General features: G+C 70.9%; 14 protein-coding genes. 9 read left to right on the top strand and 5 right to left on the bottom strand.

The annotated features are described in order from the left end of the window. The first annotated feature begins 59 nt into the window (after positions 1-59). The 4 genes from ACWEEU_RS16100 (at position 60) to ACWEEU_RS16085 (ending at position 4,043) form a co-directional block, all read left to right on the top strand. Entirely contained in the window at positions 60-1,319 is a 1,260-nt protein-coding gene (locus tag ACWEEU_RS16100) for an MFS transporter (protein WP_451732799.1), read from the top strand. Between the two features lie 11 nt (positions 1,320-1,330). Beyond that, positions 1,331-1,840, top strand: coding sequence for a MarR family winged helix-turn-helix transcriptional regulator (locus tag ACWEEU_RS16095; RefSeq protein ID WP_018544555.1), 510 nt, complete (start codon positions 1,331-1,333; stop codon positions 1,838-1,840). 88 nt (positions 1,841-1,928) lie between these two features. Next, entirely contained in the window at positions 1,929-2,267 is a 339-nt protein-coding gene (locus tag ACWEEU_RS16090; RefSeq protein ID WP_451732796.1) for a DUF3817 domain-containing protein, read from the top strand. Between the two features lie 75 nt (positions 2,268-2,342). Further along, complete coding sequence (locus ACWEEU_RS16085; protein WP_385747827.1) at positions 2,343-4,043, top strand: acyl-CoA mutase large subunit family protein; 1,701 nt, start codon at positions 2,343-2,345, stop codon at positions 4,041-4,043. A 92-nt stretch (positions 4,044-4,135) separates the two neighbouring features. Here ACWEEU_RS16085 and ACWEEU_RS16080 read toward each other — a convergent pair whose 3' ends face one another. Both ACWEEU_RS16080 and ACWEEU_RS16075 read right to left on the bottom strand, forming a co-directional pair. Further along, positions 4,136-5,305 carry a DUF3103 family protein gene (locus tag ACWEEU_RS16080; RefSeq protein ID WP_451732793.1) on the bottom strand — a complete coding sequence of 390 codons (1,170 nt, stop codon included), beginning with the start codon at positions 5,303-5,305 and terminating at the stop codon, positions 4,136-4,138. A 191-nt stretch (positions 5,306-5,496) separates the two neighbouring features. Continuing rightward, entirely contained in the window at positions 5,497-6,117 is a 621-nt protein-coding gene (locus ACWEEU_RS16075) for a TetR/AcrR family transcriptional regulator (protein WP_385747260.1), read from the bottom strand. 213 nt (positions 6,118-6,330) lie between these two features. Here ACWEEU_RS16075 and ACWEEU_RS16070 point away from each other — a divergent pair, with 213 nt between their 5' ends. The 4 genes from ACWEEU_RS16070 to ACWEEU_RS16055 all read left to right on the top strand — a co-directional run bounded on the left by ACWEEU_RS16070 (position 6,331) and on the right by ACWEEU_RS16055 (position 10,594). Beyond that, positions 6,331-7,299 (top strand): tetratricopeptide repeat protein, encoded by a 969-nt coding sequence (locus ACWEEU_RS16070; protein WP_451732790.1) that lies wholly within the window; start codon positions 6,331-6,333, stop codon positions 7,297-7,299. A gap of 610 nt (positions 7,300-7,909) precedes the next feature. Next, the gene (locus ACWEEU_RS16065; protein WP_385747256.1) at positions 7,910-8,542 is read left to right on the top strand and encodes a DUF6230 family protein; all 633 of its coding nucleotides are present in this window, start codon (positions 7,910-7,912) and stop codon (positions 8,540-8,542) included. Between the two features lie 116 nt (positions 8,543-8,658). After that, positions 8,659-9,246 (top strand): DUF6114 domain-containing protein, encoded by a 588-nt coding sequence (locus tag ACWEEU_RS16060; RefSeq protein ID WP_451732787.1) that lies wholly within the window; start codon positions 8,659-8,661, stop codon positions 9,244-9,246. Then, entirely contained in the window at positions 9,236-10,594 is a 1,359-nt protein-coding gene (locus ACWEEU_RS16055; RefSeq protein WP_451732784.1) for a hypothetical protein, read from the top strand. The genes ACWEEU_RS16060 and ACWEEU_RS16055 overlap by 11 nt, the downstream gene beginning before the upstream one ends. Positions 10,595-10,685: 91 nt before the next feature. On the opposite strand, the gene pyk is transcribed toward ACWEEU_RS16055, so the two are convergent. The 3 genes from pyk to pta form a co-directional block, all read right to left on the bottom strand. Continuing rightward, entirely contained in the window at positions 10,686-12,113 is a 1,428-nt protein-coding gene (gene pyk / locus ACWEEU_RS16050; RefSeq protein ID WP_385747250.1) for a pyruvate kinase, read from the bottom strand. A 99-nt stretch (positions 12,114-12,212) separates the two neighbouring features. Continuing rightward, complete coding sequence (locus ACWEEU_RS16045) at positions 12,213-13,421, bottom strand: acetate kinase (protein ID WP_451732781.1); 1,209 nt, start codon at positions 13,419-13,421, stop codon at positions 12,213-12,215. Further along, a complete protein-coding gene (pta, locus tag ACWEEU_RS16040; RefSeq protein ID WP_451732778.1) occupies positions 13,418-15,514 on the bottom strand; it encodes a phosphate acetyltransferase in 2,097 nt (698 codons plus the stop codon). The genes ACWEEU_RS16045 and pta overlap by 4 nt, the downstream gene beginning before the upstream one ends. 288 nt (positions 15,515-15,802) lie before the next feature. Between pta and ACWEEU_RS16035 the strand changes: the two genes are divergently transcribed. Continuing rightward, positions 15,803-16,828, top strand: coding sequence for an ATP-dependent 6-phosphofructokinase (locus ACWEEU_RS16035; RefSeq protein ID WP_385747244.1), 1,026 nt, complete (start codon positions 15,803-15,805; stop codon positions 16,826-16,828). Positions 16,829-16,848 lie beyond the last annotated feature (20 nt).

Genomic DNA, 16,848 nt, shown 5'->3' with positions numbered 1-16,848 from the left:
GATTCGGCTGGAGCCGAAACTCTACGGCGCCCGGTCCTCGCCCCGGCACCCTGCCCGTCATGTCCGCACCACCCCGCAACGCCACGCTTCCCGCCGCCGAACCCGCCCGCACCGGATACCGCGGCGTCCTCGCCGTCCCCGAGTTCCGCGCCGTCTTCGCCGCGCACGTCCTCTCCCTGCTCGGCGTGATCGTCAGCGAGATCGCCCTCTCCGTCCTCGTCTACGACCTCACGGGCTCCCCGCTGATGAGCGCCCTCGTCTTCGCGCTCGGCTTCCTGCCCTACGCCGTCGGCGGCGCCCTGCTCGCCCCGCTCGCCGACCGCTTCCCGGCCCGGCGCGTCCTGGTCACCTGCGACCTGGTGTGCGCCGCGTGCGTGGCCGCCATGGTCGTGCCGGGCGCGGGCGTCGGCGTGCTGCTCGTGCTGCGCTGCTGCCTCGCCGTCGTGGCACCCGTCTTCAGCGGCACCCGGATGGCGACCCTCGCGGACGTGCTCGGAGACGGCGAACCGTTCGTGCTCGGCCGCTCCCTGCTGCGGATCGTCTCCCAGAGCGCGCTCCTGGCCGGCTACGGCCTCGGCGGCCTCCTGCTGACCGTCACCGCACCCCGCCACGCCCTGCTCGTCACGGTGACCACGTTCCTCGCCTCCGCCCTGCTGCTGCGCCTGGGCACCCGGCACCGCCCGGCCCGGGCCCGGGACCGGCGAGAGGGCAGCCGAAGCGGGATGCGCGCCCTCTTCGCGCACCCGCGCGTGCGCGTGCTGCTCCTCGTCTTCTGGGTGCCCGCGCTGTTCTGCGTCGTCCCCGAGGCCCTGGCCGCGCCCTACGCCCACGACCTCGGCGCGGGCTCCCCGGGCCTCGGCCTGCTGATGTGCGCGCTGCCGGTGGGCACCGTGGCCGGCGAGCTGTACGCGGGTGCCCGGCTCGGCACGGCCACCCGCGAACGCATCGTCCTGCCGCTGCTCTGCCTCACCCTGCTGCCCTACGTCGCCTACGCCGTGCGCCCCGGCCTGGGGCTCTCGCTGCTGCTCCTGGCGGTCTCGGGCGCGGGCTCGGCGTACACCCTGGGGCTCGACCAGTGGTTCGTGCGGGCGGTGCCCGAGGAGCTGCGGGGCACGGCCATGACGGTGCTCAGCGCCGGGCTGATGACCGTGCAGGGCGCCGGAATGGCGCTGGCGGGCGTCGTCGCCGAGGTCACGGGCGTGCGGACGGCCGTCGCGGGGGCCGGGGTGCTGGGCGCGCTGTGCTGCGCCGGGCTCGCGGCGGCCTGCCGGGCGACCGAAGAGCGAGACGGGGCTGACCGGCATATGACCGGCCGGTAGTGTCTGATGACGTGCCCAAGCCTCTCGGTCTCCCCTTCGACCCCATCGCCCGCGCCGACGAACTCTGGAAGCAGCGCTGGGGAAGCGTGCCCTCCATGGCCGCGATCACCTCGATCATGCGGGCCCAGCAGATCCTGCTCGGCGAGGTCGACGCGGTGGTCAAGCCGTACGGACTGACCTTCGCGCGGTACGAGGCGCTGGTGCTGCTCACCTTCTCCAAGGCGGGCGAGCTGCCGATGTCCAAGATCGGCGAGCGGCTCATGGTGCACCCCACGTCCGTGACGAACACGGTGGACCGCCTGGTCAGGTCGGGTCTGGTGGCCAAGCGCCCCAACCCCAACGACGGCCGCGGCACCCTCGCCGTCATCACCGACAAGGGCCGTGAGGTGGTCGACGCGGCCACCCGCGACCTGATGGCGATGGACTTCGGGCTCGGCGCGTACGACGCGGAGGAGTGCGGGGAGATCTTCGCGCTGCTGCGCCCCCTGAGGGTCTCCGCGCACGACTTCGAAGAGGACTGACCAGCGGGGGCGGGGGAGTGACCTGGGCCGATGCGGCAGAGCGGCCCCGGGGCAAGATCTCCCGGAACGGGTGGTTACGCTCGACGGCATGAAAAAGAGCGTGCTGACCCGCTACCGAGCCCTCGCCTACATCACCGGCGTGCTCCTCGTGCTCCTGTGCCTGGGCATGATCGCGAAGTACGCGTTCCACCTGGACGGCGCCCAGGACTTCACCCGTGTCGTCGCCATCGCGCACGGCTGGCTGTACGTCGTCTACCTGGTCTTCGCCTTCGACCTGGGCTCCAAGGCGAAGTGGCCGGTCGGCAAGCAGCTGTGGGTGCTCCTGGCCGGGACCATCCCGACCGCCGCCTTCTTCGTCGAGCGGAAGATCAGCCGCGAGCTGGAGTCCAAGGTCCACGGCGCCGCTCCCGCCCCGGTCAAGGTCTGATTCGTACCGCCGTACGGGTGTCGTACGGCGGTCCCCCATCGACATTTACTAGGACGTCCAAGTAAATTCGAGGGTATGGACGCTCACGCGATCGACGAAGGCCGCCGCCGCTGGCAGGCCCGGTACGACGCCGCGCGCAAGCGCGACGCAGACTTCACCACGCTCTCCGGTGATCCGGTCGAGCCGGTGTACGGCCCCCGCCCCGGGGATGTGTACGACGGCTTCGAGCGGATCGGCTGGCCCGGCGAGTACCCCTTCACGCGCGGGCTCCATCCGACCGGCTACCGGGGCCGCACCTGGACGATCCGCCAGTTCGCCGGCTTCGGAAACGCCGAGCAGACCAACGAGCGGTACAAGATGATCCTGGCCGCGGGCGGCGGCGGCCTCTCCGTCGCCTTCGACATGCCGACGCTGATGGGCCGCGACTCCGACGACCCCCGCTCGCTCGGCGAGGTCGGCCACTGCGGTGTGGCCATCGACTCGGCCGCCGACATGGAGGTCCTGTTCCAGGACATCCCGCTCGGCGACGTCACCACCTCGATGACGATCAGCGGCCCCGCCGTGCCCGTCTTCTGCATGTACCTGGTCGCCGCCGAGCGGCAGGGAGTGGACCCCGCGATCCTCAACGGCACGCTCCAGACCGACATATTCAAGGAGTACATCGCGCAGAAGGAGTGGCTCTTCCAGCCCGAGCCCCATCTGCGCCTGATCGGCGACCTGATGGAGCACTGCGCGGCGGGCATCCCCGCCTACAAGCCGCTGTCGGTCTCCGGCTACCACATCCGCGAGGCCGGGGCGACGGCCGCGCAGGAGCTGGCGTACACCCTCGCGGACGGCTTCGGATACGTGGAGCTGGGCCTCTCGCGCGGCCTCGACGTGGACGTGTTCGCGCCCGGCCTCAGCTTCTTCTTCGACGCGCACGTCGACTTCTTCGAGGAGATCGCCAAGTTCCGCGCCGCGCGCCGCATCTGGGCCCGGTGGATGCGGGACGTGTACGGCGCGAAGAGCGAGAAGGCGCAGTGGCTGCGCTTCCACACCCAGACCGCCGGGGTCTCGCTGACCGCGCAGCAGCCGTACAACAACGTGGTGCGCACGGCCGTGGAGGCGCTCGCGGCGGTGCTCGGCGGGACCAACTCGCTGCACACCAACGCCCTGGACGAGACCCTCGCGCTGCCGAGCGAGCAGGCCGCCGAGATCGCGCTGCGCACCCAGCAGGTGCTGATGGAGGAGACCGGCGTCGCCAACGTGGCCGACCCGCTGGGCGGTTCGTGGTTCGTCGAGCAGCTCACCGACCGGATCGAGGCGGACGCGGAGAAGATCTTCGAGCAGATCAAGGAGCGGGGCCTCAGGGCGCACCCCGACGGGCGGCACCCCATCGGTCCGATCACCTCCGGCATCCTGCGCGGGATCGAGGACGGCTGGTTCACCGGCGAGATCGCCGAGTCCGCCTTCCGCTACCAGCAGGCGCTGGAGAAGGGGGAGAAGCGGGTCGTCGGCGTCAACGCCCACACCGGTTCGGTCACCGGGGACCTGGAGATCCTGCGGGTCAGCCACGAGGTGGAGCGCGAGCAGGTCAGGATGCTGGCCGAGCGGAAGGCCGGGCGCGACGAGGCCCGCGTGAAGACCTCCCTGGACGCCATGCTGGCCGCCGCGCGCGACGGCTCCAACATGATCGCCCCGATGCTGGACGCGGTGCGCGCGGAGGCGACCCTGGGCGAGATCTGCGGGGTGCTGCGCGAGGAGTGGGGCATCTACACGGAGCCCGCCGGGTTCTGAGCCCCCTCGGCGTACGACGGGGCCCGCCGGGACGGACAGCCGTCCCGGCGGGCCCCGCCGTCGTTCCGCGCCGTTCTCGGAACTTGCGTCCCTCAGAACTCCTGCACGAAGTACGGCTCGACGGTCATCCAGCCGTTGCCCCGGGCGCCGTAGTAGGTGCCGTTGTAGTTCTGCGCCAGGGTGTACCAGGAGTCGACGTAGTCGGGGTCGTCGGTCCACCAGGAGGTCGGGATGGCGTTGAGTATCGCGTCCACCAGCGGGACGTAGGCGCCCTGGTCGGTGATGGTGAGCAGGGCGTCGGCGATGGCGACCGCGAGGTCGTGGTAGTTGGTGTCGCCGTCGTCCTCCATCATCACGGCGTCGGCGAGGTCGTACTTGTAGTTCGACCAGTTCACGAGGATCTGGTTGGGCCGGTAGACCGTGCCGTCGTAGTCCAGGTAGGGCATGTCGACGGGGTCGACGCGGACCTTGCCGTCCTGGCCGAAGCCGGAGACCAGGGTGTAGATCTCGGCGGCGCCCTTGACCCAGGGCTCCTCGTCGTCGGACAGCTCGACCGCGTCGATCTTGGTGGTCCAGAAGCCGCCGGAAGCCGCCGCGGACCGGCCCGCGGTCGCGGTGTTCACCGCGGCGGGGGCGGCCGAGCTCACGCCCTTCTTCGCCAGCTCGTCGCGCAGGACGTCGAGTCCGGCCGCGAGCGCCCTGCTGCCGTCGACGTCGACGACGTACACCGGGTGCTCGGGGGCCTTGCGGGCGTCCAGGGTGTGGGCACGGCCCCGGCTGTCGTAGGCGGTGACCGTCGTGGTGTCGTCGTCGGAGGCGGCCGCCGCGACCCAGGGGGCGGTGCCGTCGGCCAAAGCGGCGCGCATGGTGCGGGCGCCGAGCCGGAGTCGCAGCAGGGAGCCGACCTTGCCGCCAAGACCCTTGGCGTCGGCGATGGCGTGGTCGGCGGCGGTGAGGTCGGACTGCAGGGCGGGGTCGGCCTTGGCGGCGAGCGGGGTGACGGCCACGTCCGGGGAGGTGAGGACGGCCGTGCGCAGGCGGGTGCGCCAGCTCCGGTCGCCCAGGGACCGGGCGATGGCCCGGGCGGCGCGGTCCTGGGCGCCGGTGACCTGCCGCGCGGTGGCGGAGTGGGCGTGGGTGGAGGTCGCCGGCGCGGCGGTGGCCGAGGGGGCGGCGATGAGGGCCTGGGTGGCGGCGAGGGCGAGCAGGGTGGCCGCGGTGACGGCCTGGGCGGCGCGGCGGGGTGACTGACGGGGTCTCACGGGATCGATCCCTCCGGATGCGACTGGCCAGGTGGGGGAGTGACGCACTGTCAGGGAGGTGGTGCGGGGGCGACGGCCGGACGTGAAGCCGGGTGACGTTCTATGCGAGTAGAGCTCGCAGGACATGGTGACCTGAACATGTCATGCCCGCAAGACCTTCACACCCCAACGTCCCGCGTGCAGTGGGGAGTTCAGCCCTCGGCCGCCGTGATACCCGTGAGCAGTACCGCGATGAAACGCCGTACCCACTCGGTGTCCGCCGGTTCCGCGCTCACCAGCATCCGGTGCACCACCGTGCCCGCGACGATGTCGAAGATGAGGTCGATGGCGCGGCAGGCCGCCTCCGGGTCGGACTCCGGCGGGAGTTCGCCGCGTTCGCGCGCCCGCTCGCGCCCCGTGACGACCAGGTGTTTCTGGCGCCCGACGATCGAATGGCGGATGCGCTCGCGCAGCGCGTCGTCCCGGGTGGCCTCCGCGACCACGGCGATCAGGCCGTTCCTGGCCTCCGGGCGGGCCAGGATGGCCGCGAACTGGAGTACCACGCCCTCGATGTCGGCGCCGAGGCTGCCGCGGTCGGGCACCTCCAGCTCGTTGAACAGCTCGGCGATCGCGTCGACCACCAGCTCGTTCTTGCCGGACCAGCGGCGGTAGAGGGTCGTCTTCGCAACCCCGGCGCGCGTCGCCACGTCTCCCAGGGTGAGCCGGGACCAACCCAGTTCCACCAGGGCCTCACGGGTGGCGGCCAGGATCGCGGCGTCCGCGGCGGCGCTGCGCGGGCGGCCCGTACGTCCTGCTGGGGTGCGGCTCTGCATGTCCCCGACCATAACCGGCCACCTCCGGACCGTCGTGAGGGAGATCACCGGGAAGGGGTGTCGCCGGAACCCCTTCTGCCATTACGCTACGACTCGTAGCGAAAGCTCGCGACGGACGTACGCGGGCGACGGCCACCGGCGCGGGGTGGGGACCCCGGCGCCGACCGACATCGCTTTTTTCCTTCATGCGCGGGAACGGGGGAGGATAGACCCATGCAGCCACGGAACATGTCCATGAGCGGCGTCGTCGACCTCGCCGCGGTGAAGGCGGCCCAAGAGGCCAAGGCCAAGGCGGAGCAGGCGCGCGCCGAGTCCGCCCGGCGCGGCGGCACGGGGGCGATCTCCCCGGCCGATCTGGTCGTCGACGTCAACGAGGCGGACTTCGAGCGTGAAGTCCTCCAGCGCTCCGCCGAAGTCCCGGTCGTCATCGACTTCTGGGCCGAGTGGTGTCAGCCCTGCAAGCAGTTGAGCCCGGTCCTGGAGCGGCTGGCCGTCGAGTACGGCGGCCGCTTCCTGCTGGCCAAGATCGACGTTGACGCCAACCAGATGCTGATGCAGCAGTTCGGCGTCCAGGGGATCCCGGCGGTCTTCGCCGTGGTCGCGGGCCAGGCGCTGCCCCTCTTCCAGGGGGCCGCCGGCGAGCAGCAGATCCGCGAGACGCTGGACCAGTTGATCCAGGTCGCCGAGCAGCGCTTCGGGCTGACCGGTCTGGCCGTGGACCCGGACGCGCAGCCGGGCGCCGCCCCGGCCGAGGAGCTGGAGGGGCCGTACGACGCGCTCCTGGAGGCGGCCGTGCGGGCGCTGGACGAGGGCGACCTGGCCGGTGCCGTGCAGGCGTACAAGAACGTACTCGCCGACGACCCGGCGAACACAGAGGCGAAACTCGGTCTGGGTCAGGCCGAGTTGCTTCAGCGGGTGCAGGGTATGGATCCGCTGAAGGTGCGCAAGGACGCCGCCGAGAAGCCGGGTGACGTCGAGGCGCAGATCGCGGCCGCCGACCTGGATCTGGTGGGCGGTCATGTGGAGGACGCCCTCGGGCGGCTCATCGAGACCGTCGCCCGCACCGCCGGTGACGACCGGGACGCGGCGCGGCGCCGGCTGCTGGAGCTGTTCGAGGTCGTGGGTGCGGAGGACCCGAGAGTGGTGGCGGCCCGCCGGGCACTTGCCCGGGCGCTGTTCTGACGGGTCGTCGGTCGTGTGGCGCGGCGGTGAAGGATTGGCCGATGTGGCATGGGAGCCGCCGCGCTTTGCCAAATCTTGGTAATCGGCTCCGCTGTTACTCCGAGTAAATCAAGGTCGTTGGTCTGTCCGGCTTCGCCCGAGGATCAGCGGCTTTGTTCTGCCCATTGTTGGCACCGTGCGTCGCCCTTTGAGACCACTGAGTCGTCTTTCGGTTATCCCGCCGTTACTAGGCAGTAACGAAGCCCCTTGTGCGGGCGGCGAGAATGCACCACGATCGGCCACGCTCGGTCCATTTCCGTAACCCCGGCACCCGGCCGGGTCACGGTGAATGTGTCCCCACCGAGCAGAGTCGGCGGCAGTGGCGCCGGCTCTGGGACAGGGGGGTCTTCGCCGCTGCGGCGAAGCCTGTCCGGAAGGTTGTGCGTGATGTGTGTCAGGCGCGACCAGTGGTTGTCGCTCGGGGGTGAACGCCGGTTGTTCGGGCGCGGGTCGCGCCGTCGGGCGCAGGCGCTCTCCTTTCCGAGGACGTAGCACTTCTCCCATCCCTGTCCGGTCGCAACCCCCCTGGGGCGGTCCGGGCCAGGAGATGTACGTCCGAGAAGGAGGAAATATGGAGTCCCAGGTGCGTGGCGGGACCAGATGGAAGCGGTTCGCTGTGGTCATGGTGCCCAGCGTCGCCGCTACGGCAGCGATAGGTGTCGCCCTCGCGCAGGGCGCTCTGGCCGCTTCGTTCAGCGTGTCGGGGCAGTCGTTCAAGGTGAGCGCCGACCGGCTCGACGGCAAGGGCTTCGCCCAGTACGGCGCGATCGACGACGGCTACACGCTGGACGGCAAGAAGACCGCCCACCCGGTGGCGGTCTCGGCGTTCAACCACGCCGACATCACCAACCTGTGCCAGTCGGTCGTCACCCCGGTTCCGGGTCTCGGCAAGATCAGCCTGATCCTGCGGGCCGGCGGCGGCAAGAAGCCGGTCTCGGCCGACCGGATCTACATCGATGTCGCCGATCTGGGCGCCGACGCGACGTTCCACAACATCGACATCGGTGTGGCCGCGAAGGACGCCTCGAAGGGTCCGGGCATGAAGGGGGGCGGCGAGCAGGCCAACCCCTACGGCTTCGCCCAGCAGGCCGACTCGGCCACGCTGGTCAACGTGCGTCAGACGGCGTGGGCGACCACCGCCGGCACGTTCGAGCTGAGCGGGCTGAAGATGTCGCTGTCCACGGACGGCGAGGAGTGCTACTAAGCACTCTCTGACGGGCGGGGGAGCCGATGGCGCCCCCGCCCGTCCCCTCTCCGGCCGCGCTTCACACGCGGCCCACATCACCACCACAGCAACGCCGCACCAGGGAGCTGTTTTCCATGAGCGCCGAGACCCCTGTCGCCGATTCCGGCCAGTTCACCCGCCGGAGGCAGCAGTTCCGCGCCTGGCGAGGCGACCGCCCCTTCTGGGCCGGTCTTTACGTGCTGCTCAGCGGCTTTCCGATCATCTACTTCCCGTACTACCACCTGCAGCTCGGCCATCTGACGCTGGCCATGGCGACCACGGCGGGGTCGGGGTCCTTGATCATCGGCGTGCTCCTCATCGTCCTCGGCATCAGCCTCTGGTTCCAGAAGCACGTCCGCACCTTCGCGGGTGTGGCGGCGATCCTGCTGGCGCTGGTGTCCCTGCCCGTCTCCAACTTCGGCGGCTTCATCGTCGGCTTCCTGCTCGCCCTCGTCGGCGGCGCGATGGCCGTCTCCTGGGCGCCCGCTTCCGCGGCCAAGCAGGCACCGGGGGTGCCGGCCCAGGCGTCCGAGGCGGGGACCGTACCGGCCGAGGGCGTGCCCGGCGAGGGTGTCGCCGGAGCCGTACCGCCGCCCCGGGCCGCGGACGCGGGGATCGAGTCGAACGACCTGTCAGGAACGAGCCCGGCCAACGAGGCGAACGGGAGGCACAGTGCCGGCTGACGAGGCCCGCGGGACCGGTGTGGAGGAGTTCCGGGCGAGAACCGGACCCCGCCACGCGGCCCCCAAGAAGCCGCTGTTCACCAGGTTCCACATGCCGGCCGGCAAGGCTATAGCCTCCGTGGCGATGCCCACGGCCGTCATCATGGGCATGGGCTTCACGTCCACGCTCGCCATCGCCGACAGCACCGGCAGCAGCCCCGCGTCCAACAGCCAGAAGGCGGCGGACTACAAGGACTGCGTCGACGCGCTGGACGGCGGCCAGGACTCCGCGTCCCCGAGCGCCACGCCCTCCACGAGCGCTTCCACCGCGCCGTCCGCCACCACCGCGCCGTCCCCCTCGGCCACCTCCGGGGCGCAGGACGGATCGGGCAACGCCTCTTCGCCGGATTCAGGTTCCGACGGCAAGGCCGAGACCGGCACGGGCGGCTCCACGGGCTCCGGTTCGTCCGGGGCGGGTTCGGGCACGTCGGGCGCCTCGGGTTCCGGTACCTCCGGTGCCGCGTCCGGCTCCGGTACGGCGGTCACCACCCCGGCCCCGTCCAAGACCGCCGACGGCGGGCTGCTCGGCTCCCTCGGGGACGCGATCGGCGACGTCCTGACCGGCGGCAAGACGTCCGACGGGGCGACGACCCCGGCACCCGCCGCGTCCTCCACGCCCGCCCCCGCCCCCTCCGCCACGTCGTCCGCTCCGGCGGCCGGTACGGACAAGAGCGGCGGGGACAAGGGCGGTACGAGCGGTGGCGCCGCGAGCACGAAGAAGGCGCCGCGCACGGTCCAGGACACCCTGGAGAAGGTCGCCGGTGCCACGGCCACTCCGTCCGCCACGCAGAGCCCGTCCGCCGACCCCTCCGCGAGCGAGTCGGCCGCGCCGGACGACTGTCCGACGGCCACCGACGATCAGGGCGGCGTGGACAACAAGGTGCCGGTGGCGGACGACCCCTGGTACCTCAACGCCAGCTCCCTGCTGCTCAAGGGCGCCGACTACAAGGGCGTCGTCGAGGTGCGCACGGCGAACGGCACCACCAAGAAGGTGCTGAAGTACGTCATCTCCGGCGGCACCGAGATCGGGGACCTGCACCAGACGGTGAAGGACAAGCAGGCGGGCAAGACGTACCACGTCCAGGCCGCCAAGGGGTCGAAGTCCACCATCACCGACGGCGACACCGTGATGTACACCGAGAGCATCTCCGGCAACCTCTTCGGCCTGATCCCGGTGACCTTCAGCCCCGACAGCCCGCCCCCGCTGAACATCCCCCTGATCTACTTCACCGACGCCAAGGTGACCCAGGCGGGCCAGTTCGGCGGCACCCTCCACGTTCCCGGTATGCACGTCTACACGACGGACTGACCCCGAGCCCTTCCGGGAGCCGCACGGCAGTGGCCCGGTCCCCCACACCGCGTGGGGAACCGGGCCACTGTCAATTGTCCTGAGGGGTACCTCAGTTGGCGTCGCCGCCCACGTGGTGCACCCGGACCATGTTGGTCGTGCCGGGGACGCCGGGGGGCGAGCCGGCGGTGATGATGACGGTGTCACCCGCGCTGAAGCGGTTGAGGCCGGCCAGCTCCTGGTCGACCATGTCGACCATCTCGTCCGTGGTGTTCACGAACGGGACGACGTGCGACTCGACGCCCCAGCTCAGGGTGAGCTGGTTGCGGGTGCCCTCGTCGGTGGTGAAGGCGAGGATCGGCTGGGCGGCGCGGTAGCGCGACAGACGGCGGGCGGTGTCGCCGGACTTGGTGAAGGCGATCAGGCCCTTCGCGCCGAGGAAGTCGGCGATCTCGGCGGCCGCGCGGGCGACCGAACCACCCTGCGTGCGCGGCTTCTTGCCCGGCACCAGCGGCTGGAGACCCTTGGAGAGCAGCTCCTCCTCGGCCGCGCGGACGATCTTCGACATCGTCTTCACGGTCTCGACCGGGTACGCGCCCACGCTCGACTCGGCGGACAGCATGACCGCGTCGGCGCCGTCCAGGATCGCGTTGGCCACGTCGGATGCCTCGGCGCGGGTCGGCCGCGAGTTGGTGATCATCGACTCCATCATCTGGGTCGCGACGATCACCGGCTTGGCGTTGCGGCGGCACAGCTCGATCAGGCGCTTCTGCACCATCGGGACCTTCTCGAGCGGGTACTCGACGGCGAGGTCACCACGGGCGACCATCACACCGTCGAACGCCAGCACGACGTCCTCCATGTTCTCGACCGCCTGCGGCTTCTCCACCTTGGCGATCACGGGGACGCGGCGGCCCTCCTCGTCCATCACCTTGTGGACGTCGGCCACGTCCTTGGCGTCGCGGACGAAGGACAGGGCGACCATGTCGCAGCCCATGCGGAGCGCGAAGCGCAGGTCCTCGACGTCCTTCTCGGACAGCGCGGGCACGTTCACGGCCGCGCCGGGCAGGTTGATGCCCTTGTGGTCGGAGACCACACCGCCCTCGATGACGATCGTCCGCACCCGCGGGCCCTCGACGTCGATGACCTTCAGTTCGACGTTGCCGTCGTTGATGAGGATCTGGTCGCCGCGCGAGACGTCACCCGGCAGGCCCTTGTACGTCGTGCCGCAGATCTGCTTGTCGCCCGGCACGTCCTCGGTCGTGATGACGAACTCGTCACCGCGCTCCAGCTCCACCGGACCCTCGGCGAAGGTCTCCAGGCGGATCTTCGGGCCCTGGAGGTCGGCCAGCACGCCGATGGGGCGGCCGGTCTCCTTGGAGGCGGCACGGACGCGGTCGTACCGCGCCTGGTGCTCGGTGTGGGTGCCGTGGCTGAAGTTGAAGCGGGCCACATTCATGCCCGCCTCGATCATGGAGACGAGCATCTCGTGGGAGTCGACCGCGGGGCCGAGAGTACAGACGATTTTCGAACGGCGCATGAGGCGATCCTATCGGTTTGTTTCACTGCGGAATATTCCGGCCGGTGGAAGATACAAATGGGCGGACATGCGCTCAGGCGTGTTACTGCGGTGTAATGCTCAGCTCTTCTTTCCGACCAGCGCATAGGTCTGCGTCGCGATCTCCAGTTCCTCGTCGGTCGGCACGACGGCGACGGCCACCCGCGCGGACGCGGGCGAGATCAGCCGGGCCCCGTCGGACCGTACGGCGTTCAGCTCCTCGTCCACCGCCAGGCCAAGCCCCTCAAGGCCCGCGACCGCCGCGGACCGCACGGCCGCCGCGTTCTCCCCGACCCCGGCGGTGAACGCCACCGCGTCCACCTGCCCGAGTACGGCGTAATAGGCGCCGATGTACTTCTTGATGCGGTGAATGTAAATGCCGAAGGCGAGCGACGCCTCTTCGTCGCCCTCCTCGATGCGGCGGCGGATCTCCCGCATGTCATTGTCCCCGCACAGTCCGAACAGGCCGCTCCTCTTGTTCAGAAGAGTGTCGATCTCGTCCATGGACATTCCGCCGACACGGGCCAAATGGAAGATGACCGCCGGGTCCAGATCACCCGAGCGCGTACCCATGACCAGACCCTCCAGCGGCGTCAGCCCCATCGAGGTCTCCACGCACCGCCCGCGCTCCACCGCCGACGCCGACGCGCCGTTGCCCAGGTGCAGCACGATCACGTTGACCTCGGAGGGGTCCTTGCCCAGCAGGCGGGCCGTCTCGCGGGACACGAAGGCGTGCGAGGTGCCGTGGAAGCCGTAGCGGCGGATGCGGTGCCGGTCGGCGATCTTCGGGTCGATCGCGTAGCGCGCCGCCGACTCCGGCATCGTCGTGTGGAAGGCGGTGTCGAACACGGCGACCTGGGGCAGGTCCGGGCGCAGCGCCTGGGCCGTGCGGATGCCGGTGAGGTTGGCCGGGTTGTGCAGCGGCGCGACCGGGATCAGCCGCTCGATCTCGGTGAGCACCGAGTCGTCGATGACGGTGGGCTCGGTGAAGAACATGCCGCCGTGCACCACGCGGTGCCCGATCGCGGCCAGTGCCGTCGAGTCGAGGCCGAGCCCGTCGCGGGCCAGCTCCTCGGCGACCGCCTTCAGGGCGGTGTCGTGGTCCGCGATCGGGCCGTTCTGCTCGCGGCTCTCGCCGGTGGCGGCCAGGGTGTGCACCAGGCGCGAGGTCTGCTCGCCGATCCGCTCGACCAGACCCCCCGCGAGCCTGCTGCTGTCCCGCATGTCCAGGAGCTGGTACTTCAGCGAGGACGAGCCGGAGTTGAGGACGAGGACACGGGTGGGGGTCACTGCTCGGGAGACCTTTCGGGTGCGGTCGGCTGCTGTGCCTGGATCGCCGTGATGGCCACGGTGTTGACGATGTCCTGCACGAGCGCGCCCCGCGACAGGTCGTTGACCGGCTTGCGCAGGCCCTGGAGGACCGGGCCGACCGCGATGGCGTTCGCGGAGCGCTGCACGGCCTTGTAGGTGTTGTTGCCGGTGTTCAGGTCCGGGAAGATCAGCACGCTGGCCTGGCCGGCCACCTCGGAGCCGGGCAGCTTGGTCGCGGCCACGGAGGCGTCCACGGCCGCGTCGTACTGGATCGGGCCCTCGATCTTCAGGTCGGGCCGCCGCGAGTGGGCCAGCTCGGTGGCCGTGCGGACCTTCTCCACGTCGGCGCCCGAGCCGGAGGTCCCGGTGGAGTACGACAGCATCGCGATCCTCGGCTCCACGCCGAACTGCGCCGCCGTCGCCGCCGACTGCACGGCGATGTCCGCGAGCTGCTCGGCGTCCGGGTCGGGGTTGACCGCGCAGTCGCCGTAGACCAGCACCTTGTCGGCCAGGCACATGAAGAAGACGGACGAGACGATCGAGGTCTCCGGCCTGGTCTTGATGATCTCGAAGGCGGGGCGGATCGTCGCGGCGGTGGAGTGCACCGAGCCGGAGACCATGCCGTCGGCCAGACCCTCCTGCACCATCAGGGTGCCGAAGTAGTTCACATCGGTGACCACGTCGTACGCCAGCTCCACCGTGACGCCCTTGTGGGCGCGCAGCGCGGCGTACTTCTCCGCGAAGGAGTCGCGCAGCGCGGAGGTGGCCGGGTCGATCAACTGGCTCTCGCCCAGGTCGATGCCGAGGTCGGCGGCCTTCTTGCGGATCTGGTCCTCGGGGCCGAGCAGGGTGAGGTCGCAGACGTCTCGGCGCAGCAGCACCTCCGCCGCGTGCAGCACCCGCTCCTCGGTGCCCTCGGGCAACACGACCCGGCGCTTGTCGGCGCGGGCGCGCTCCAGGAGCTTGTGCTCGAACATCATCGGAGTGACGCGGTCGCCGCTCGGCGCCGAGACCCGGCTCGCGAGGCCGGCGGTGTCGGCGTACCGCTCGAACAGTCCGAGAGCGGTCTCCGCCTTGCGCGGGGTGGCGGCCGTCATGCGGCCCTCCAGCGAGAAGAGCTGCTCGGCGGTGGGGAAGCTGGTCCCGGGCACCGAGAGCACCGGCGTACCGGGGGCGAGGCGGGCGGCGAGGGTGAGGATCTCCTTGCTCGGCACCTCGTTGATGGTGAGCAGCACACCGGCGATGGGCGGGGTGCCCGCGCTGTGCGCGGCGAGCGAGCCGACGACCAGGTCGGCGCGGTCGCCCGGGGTCACGACCAGACAGCCGGGGGTCAGGGCGGCGAGGAAGTTGGGCAGCATGGCGCCGCCGAAGACGAAGTCCAGCGCGTCCCGGGACATCCCGGCGTCGTCTCCGAGGAGCACCTTGGCGCCCAGCGCGTGCGCGATCTGGGAGACGGTCGGCGCGGAGAGGGCGGGCTCGTCGGGGAGCACGTAGCAGGGCACGGGCAGGCGGTCGGCCAGCCGCTCGGCGATCTCGTCGCGGTCCTCGCGGGCGACCCGGTTGGCGACCATGGCGAGCACGTCGCAGCCGAGGCCGGCGTAGGCGCGGTACGCGTTGCGGGTCTCGGCGAGCACGGAGGCGGAGGTCTGCTTGCGGCCGCCGACGACCGGGATCACGGAGGCGCCGAACTCGTTCGCCAGGCGGGCGTTGAGCGCCAGTTCGTCGGGGAGCTGGGTGGCGGCGAAGTCGGTGCCGAGGACCAGGACGACGTCGTAGCCGCGGGCGACCCGGTGGAAGCGGTCGACCAGGACGGAGACCAGCTCGTCGGTGCCGCGCTCGGCCTGGAGGGTGGACGCCTCCTCGTAGTCCATGCCGTAGACCGTCGTGGGGTCCTGGGTGAGGCGATAGCGCGAGCGCAGCAGCTCGAACATCCGGTCCGGCCCGTCGTGCACCAGGGGGCGGAACACCCCGACCCGGTCGACCTGCCGGGTCAGCAGCTCCATCACTCCCAGCTCGACGACCTGACGGCCGTCGCTCCGGTCGACCCCGGTCACGTACACGCTGCGCGTCACGCGTGCTCTCCGATCCTTGCTCGTACGGGCCGCCACCTGGGGGTCTCGCCGTACGCCGGCACAAAAATCGCCCACCGAGGTGAGCACAACCCTCTTGACAATACTCTGGGCCGTCGATAAGGCGCGTGTCAGCCCGGGGGTCACGCAGGGTGTGCTTCGCCTCCTGCCGCGGTGCTGGAACAGGGGCGGCGGGGGTGCCCGGGAGGGTGGTGGTCGTCGGCTCTTCGACGGCCATGAAAGAATCGAAGCGGCTCACCGGTACCCACAGCGAGCAGGAGACACAGCACGATGCGCATCGGAGTTCTCACCGCAGGCGGCGACTGCCCGGGCCTGAACGCCGTGATCCGGTCGGTCGTGCACCGCGCGGTGGCCCACTACGGCGACGAGGTCATCGGCTTCGAGGACGGCTACCGCGGTCTGCTCGACGGCCACTACCGCTCCCTCGACCTGGACGCGGTCAGCGGCATCCTCGCCCTCGGCGGCACCATCCTCGGCTCCTCCCGCCTGGAGCGGGACCGGCTGCGCGAGGCGTGCGAGCGGGCGACCGACATGGCCGAGGAGTTCGGCATCGACGCGCTGATCCCGATCGGCGGCGAGGGCACGCTGACCGCGGCCCGGATGCTGTCGGACGCGGGCCTGCCGGTCGTCGGCGTGCCGAAGACCATCGACAACGACATCTCCGGCACCGACCGCACCTTCGGCTTCGACACCGCCGTCGGCGTGGCCACCGAGGCCATGGACCGCCTGAAGACCACGGCCGAGTCCCACCAGCGCGTGATGGTCGTCGAGGTCATGGGCCGCCACGCGGGCTGGATCGCCCTGGAGTCCGGCATGGCCGCCGGCGCCCACGCGATCTGCCTGCCCGAGCGCCCCTTCGACCCGGCCGACCTGATGAAGATGGTCGAGGAGCGGTTCGCGCGCGGCAAGAAGTTCGCCGTGATCTGCGTGGCCGAGGGCGCCCACCCCATCGACGGCACCATGGACTACGGCAAGGGCGACATCGACCAGTTCGGCCACGAGCGCTTCCAGGGCATCGGCACCGCGCTGGCCTACGAGCTGGAGCGCCGCCTCGGCAAGGAGGCCCGCCCGGTCATCCTCGGCCACATCCAGCGCGGCGGCACCCCCACCGCCTACGACCGCGTCCTCGCCACCCGCTTCGGCTGGCACGCCGTGGAAGCCGCCCACCGAGGCGACTTCGGCGGCATGACCGCCCTGCGCGGCACCGACATCGCCCTCGTGCCGCTCGCGGAGGCGGTCACCGAGCTGAAGACGGTGCCGGTGTCGCGGATGGACGAGGCGGAGTCGGTCTTCTAGCCGGTCCGGCTTCTCGCCGG

Source organism: Streptomyces sp. NPDC005004, from assembly GCF_053600675.1.
This window is presented reverse-complemented; position numbering and strand designations above follow the sequence as displayed.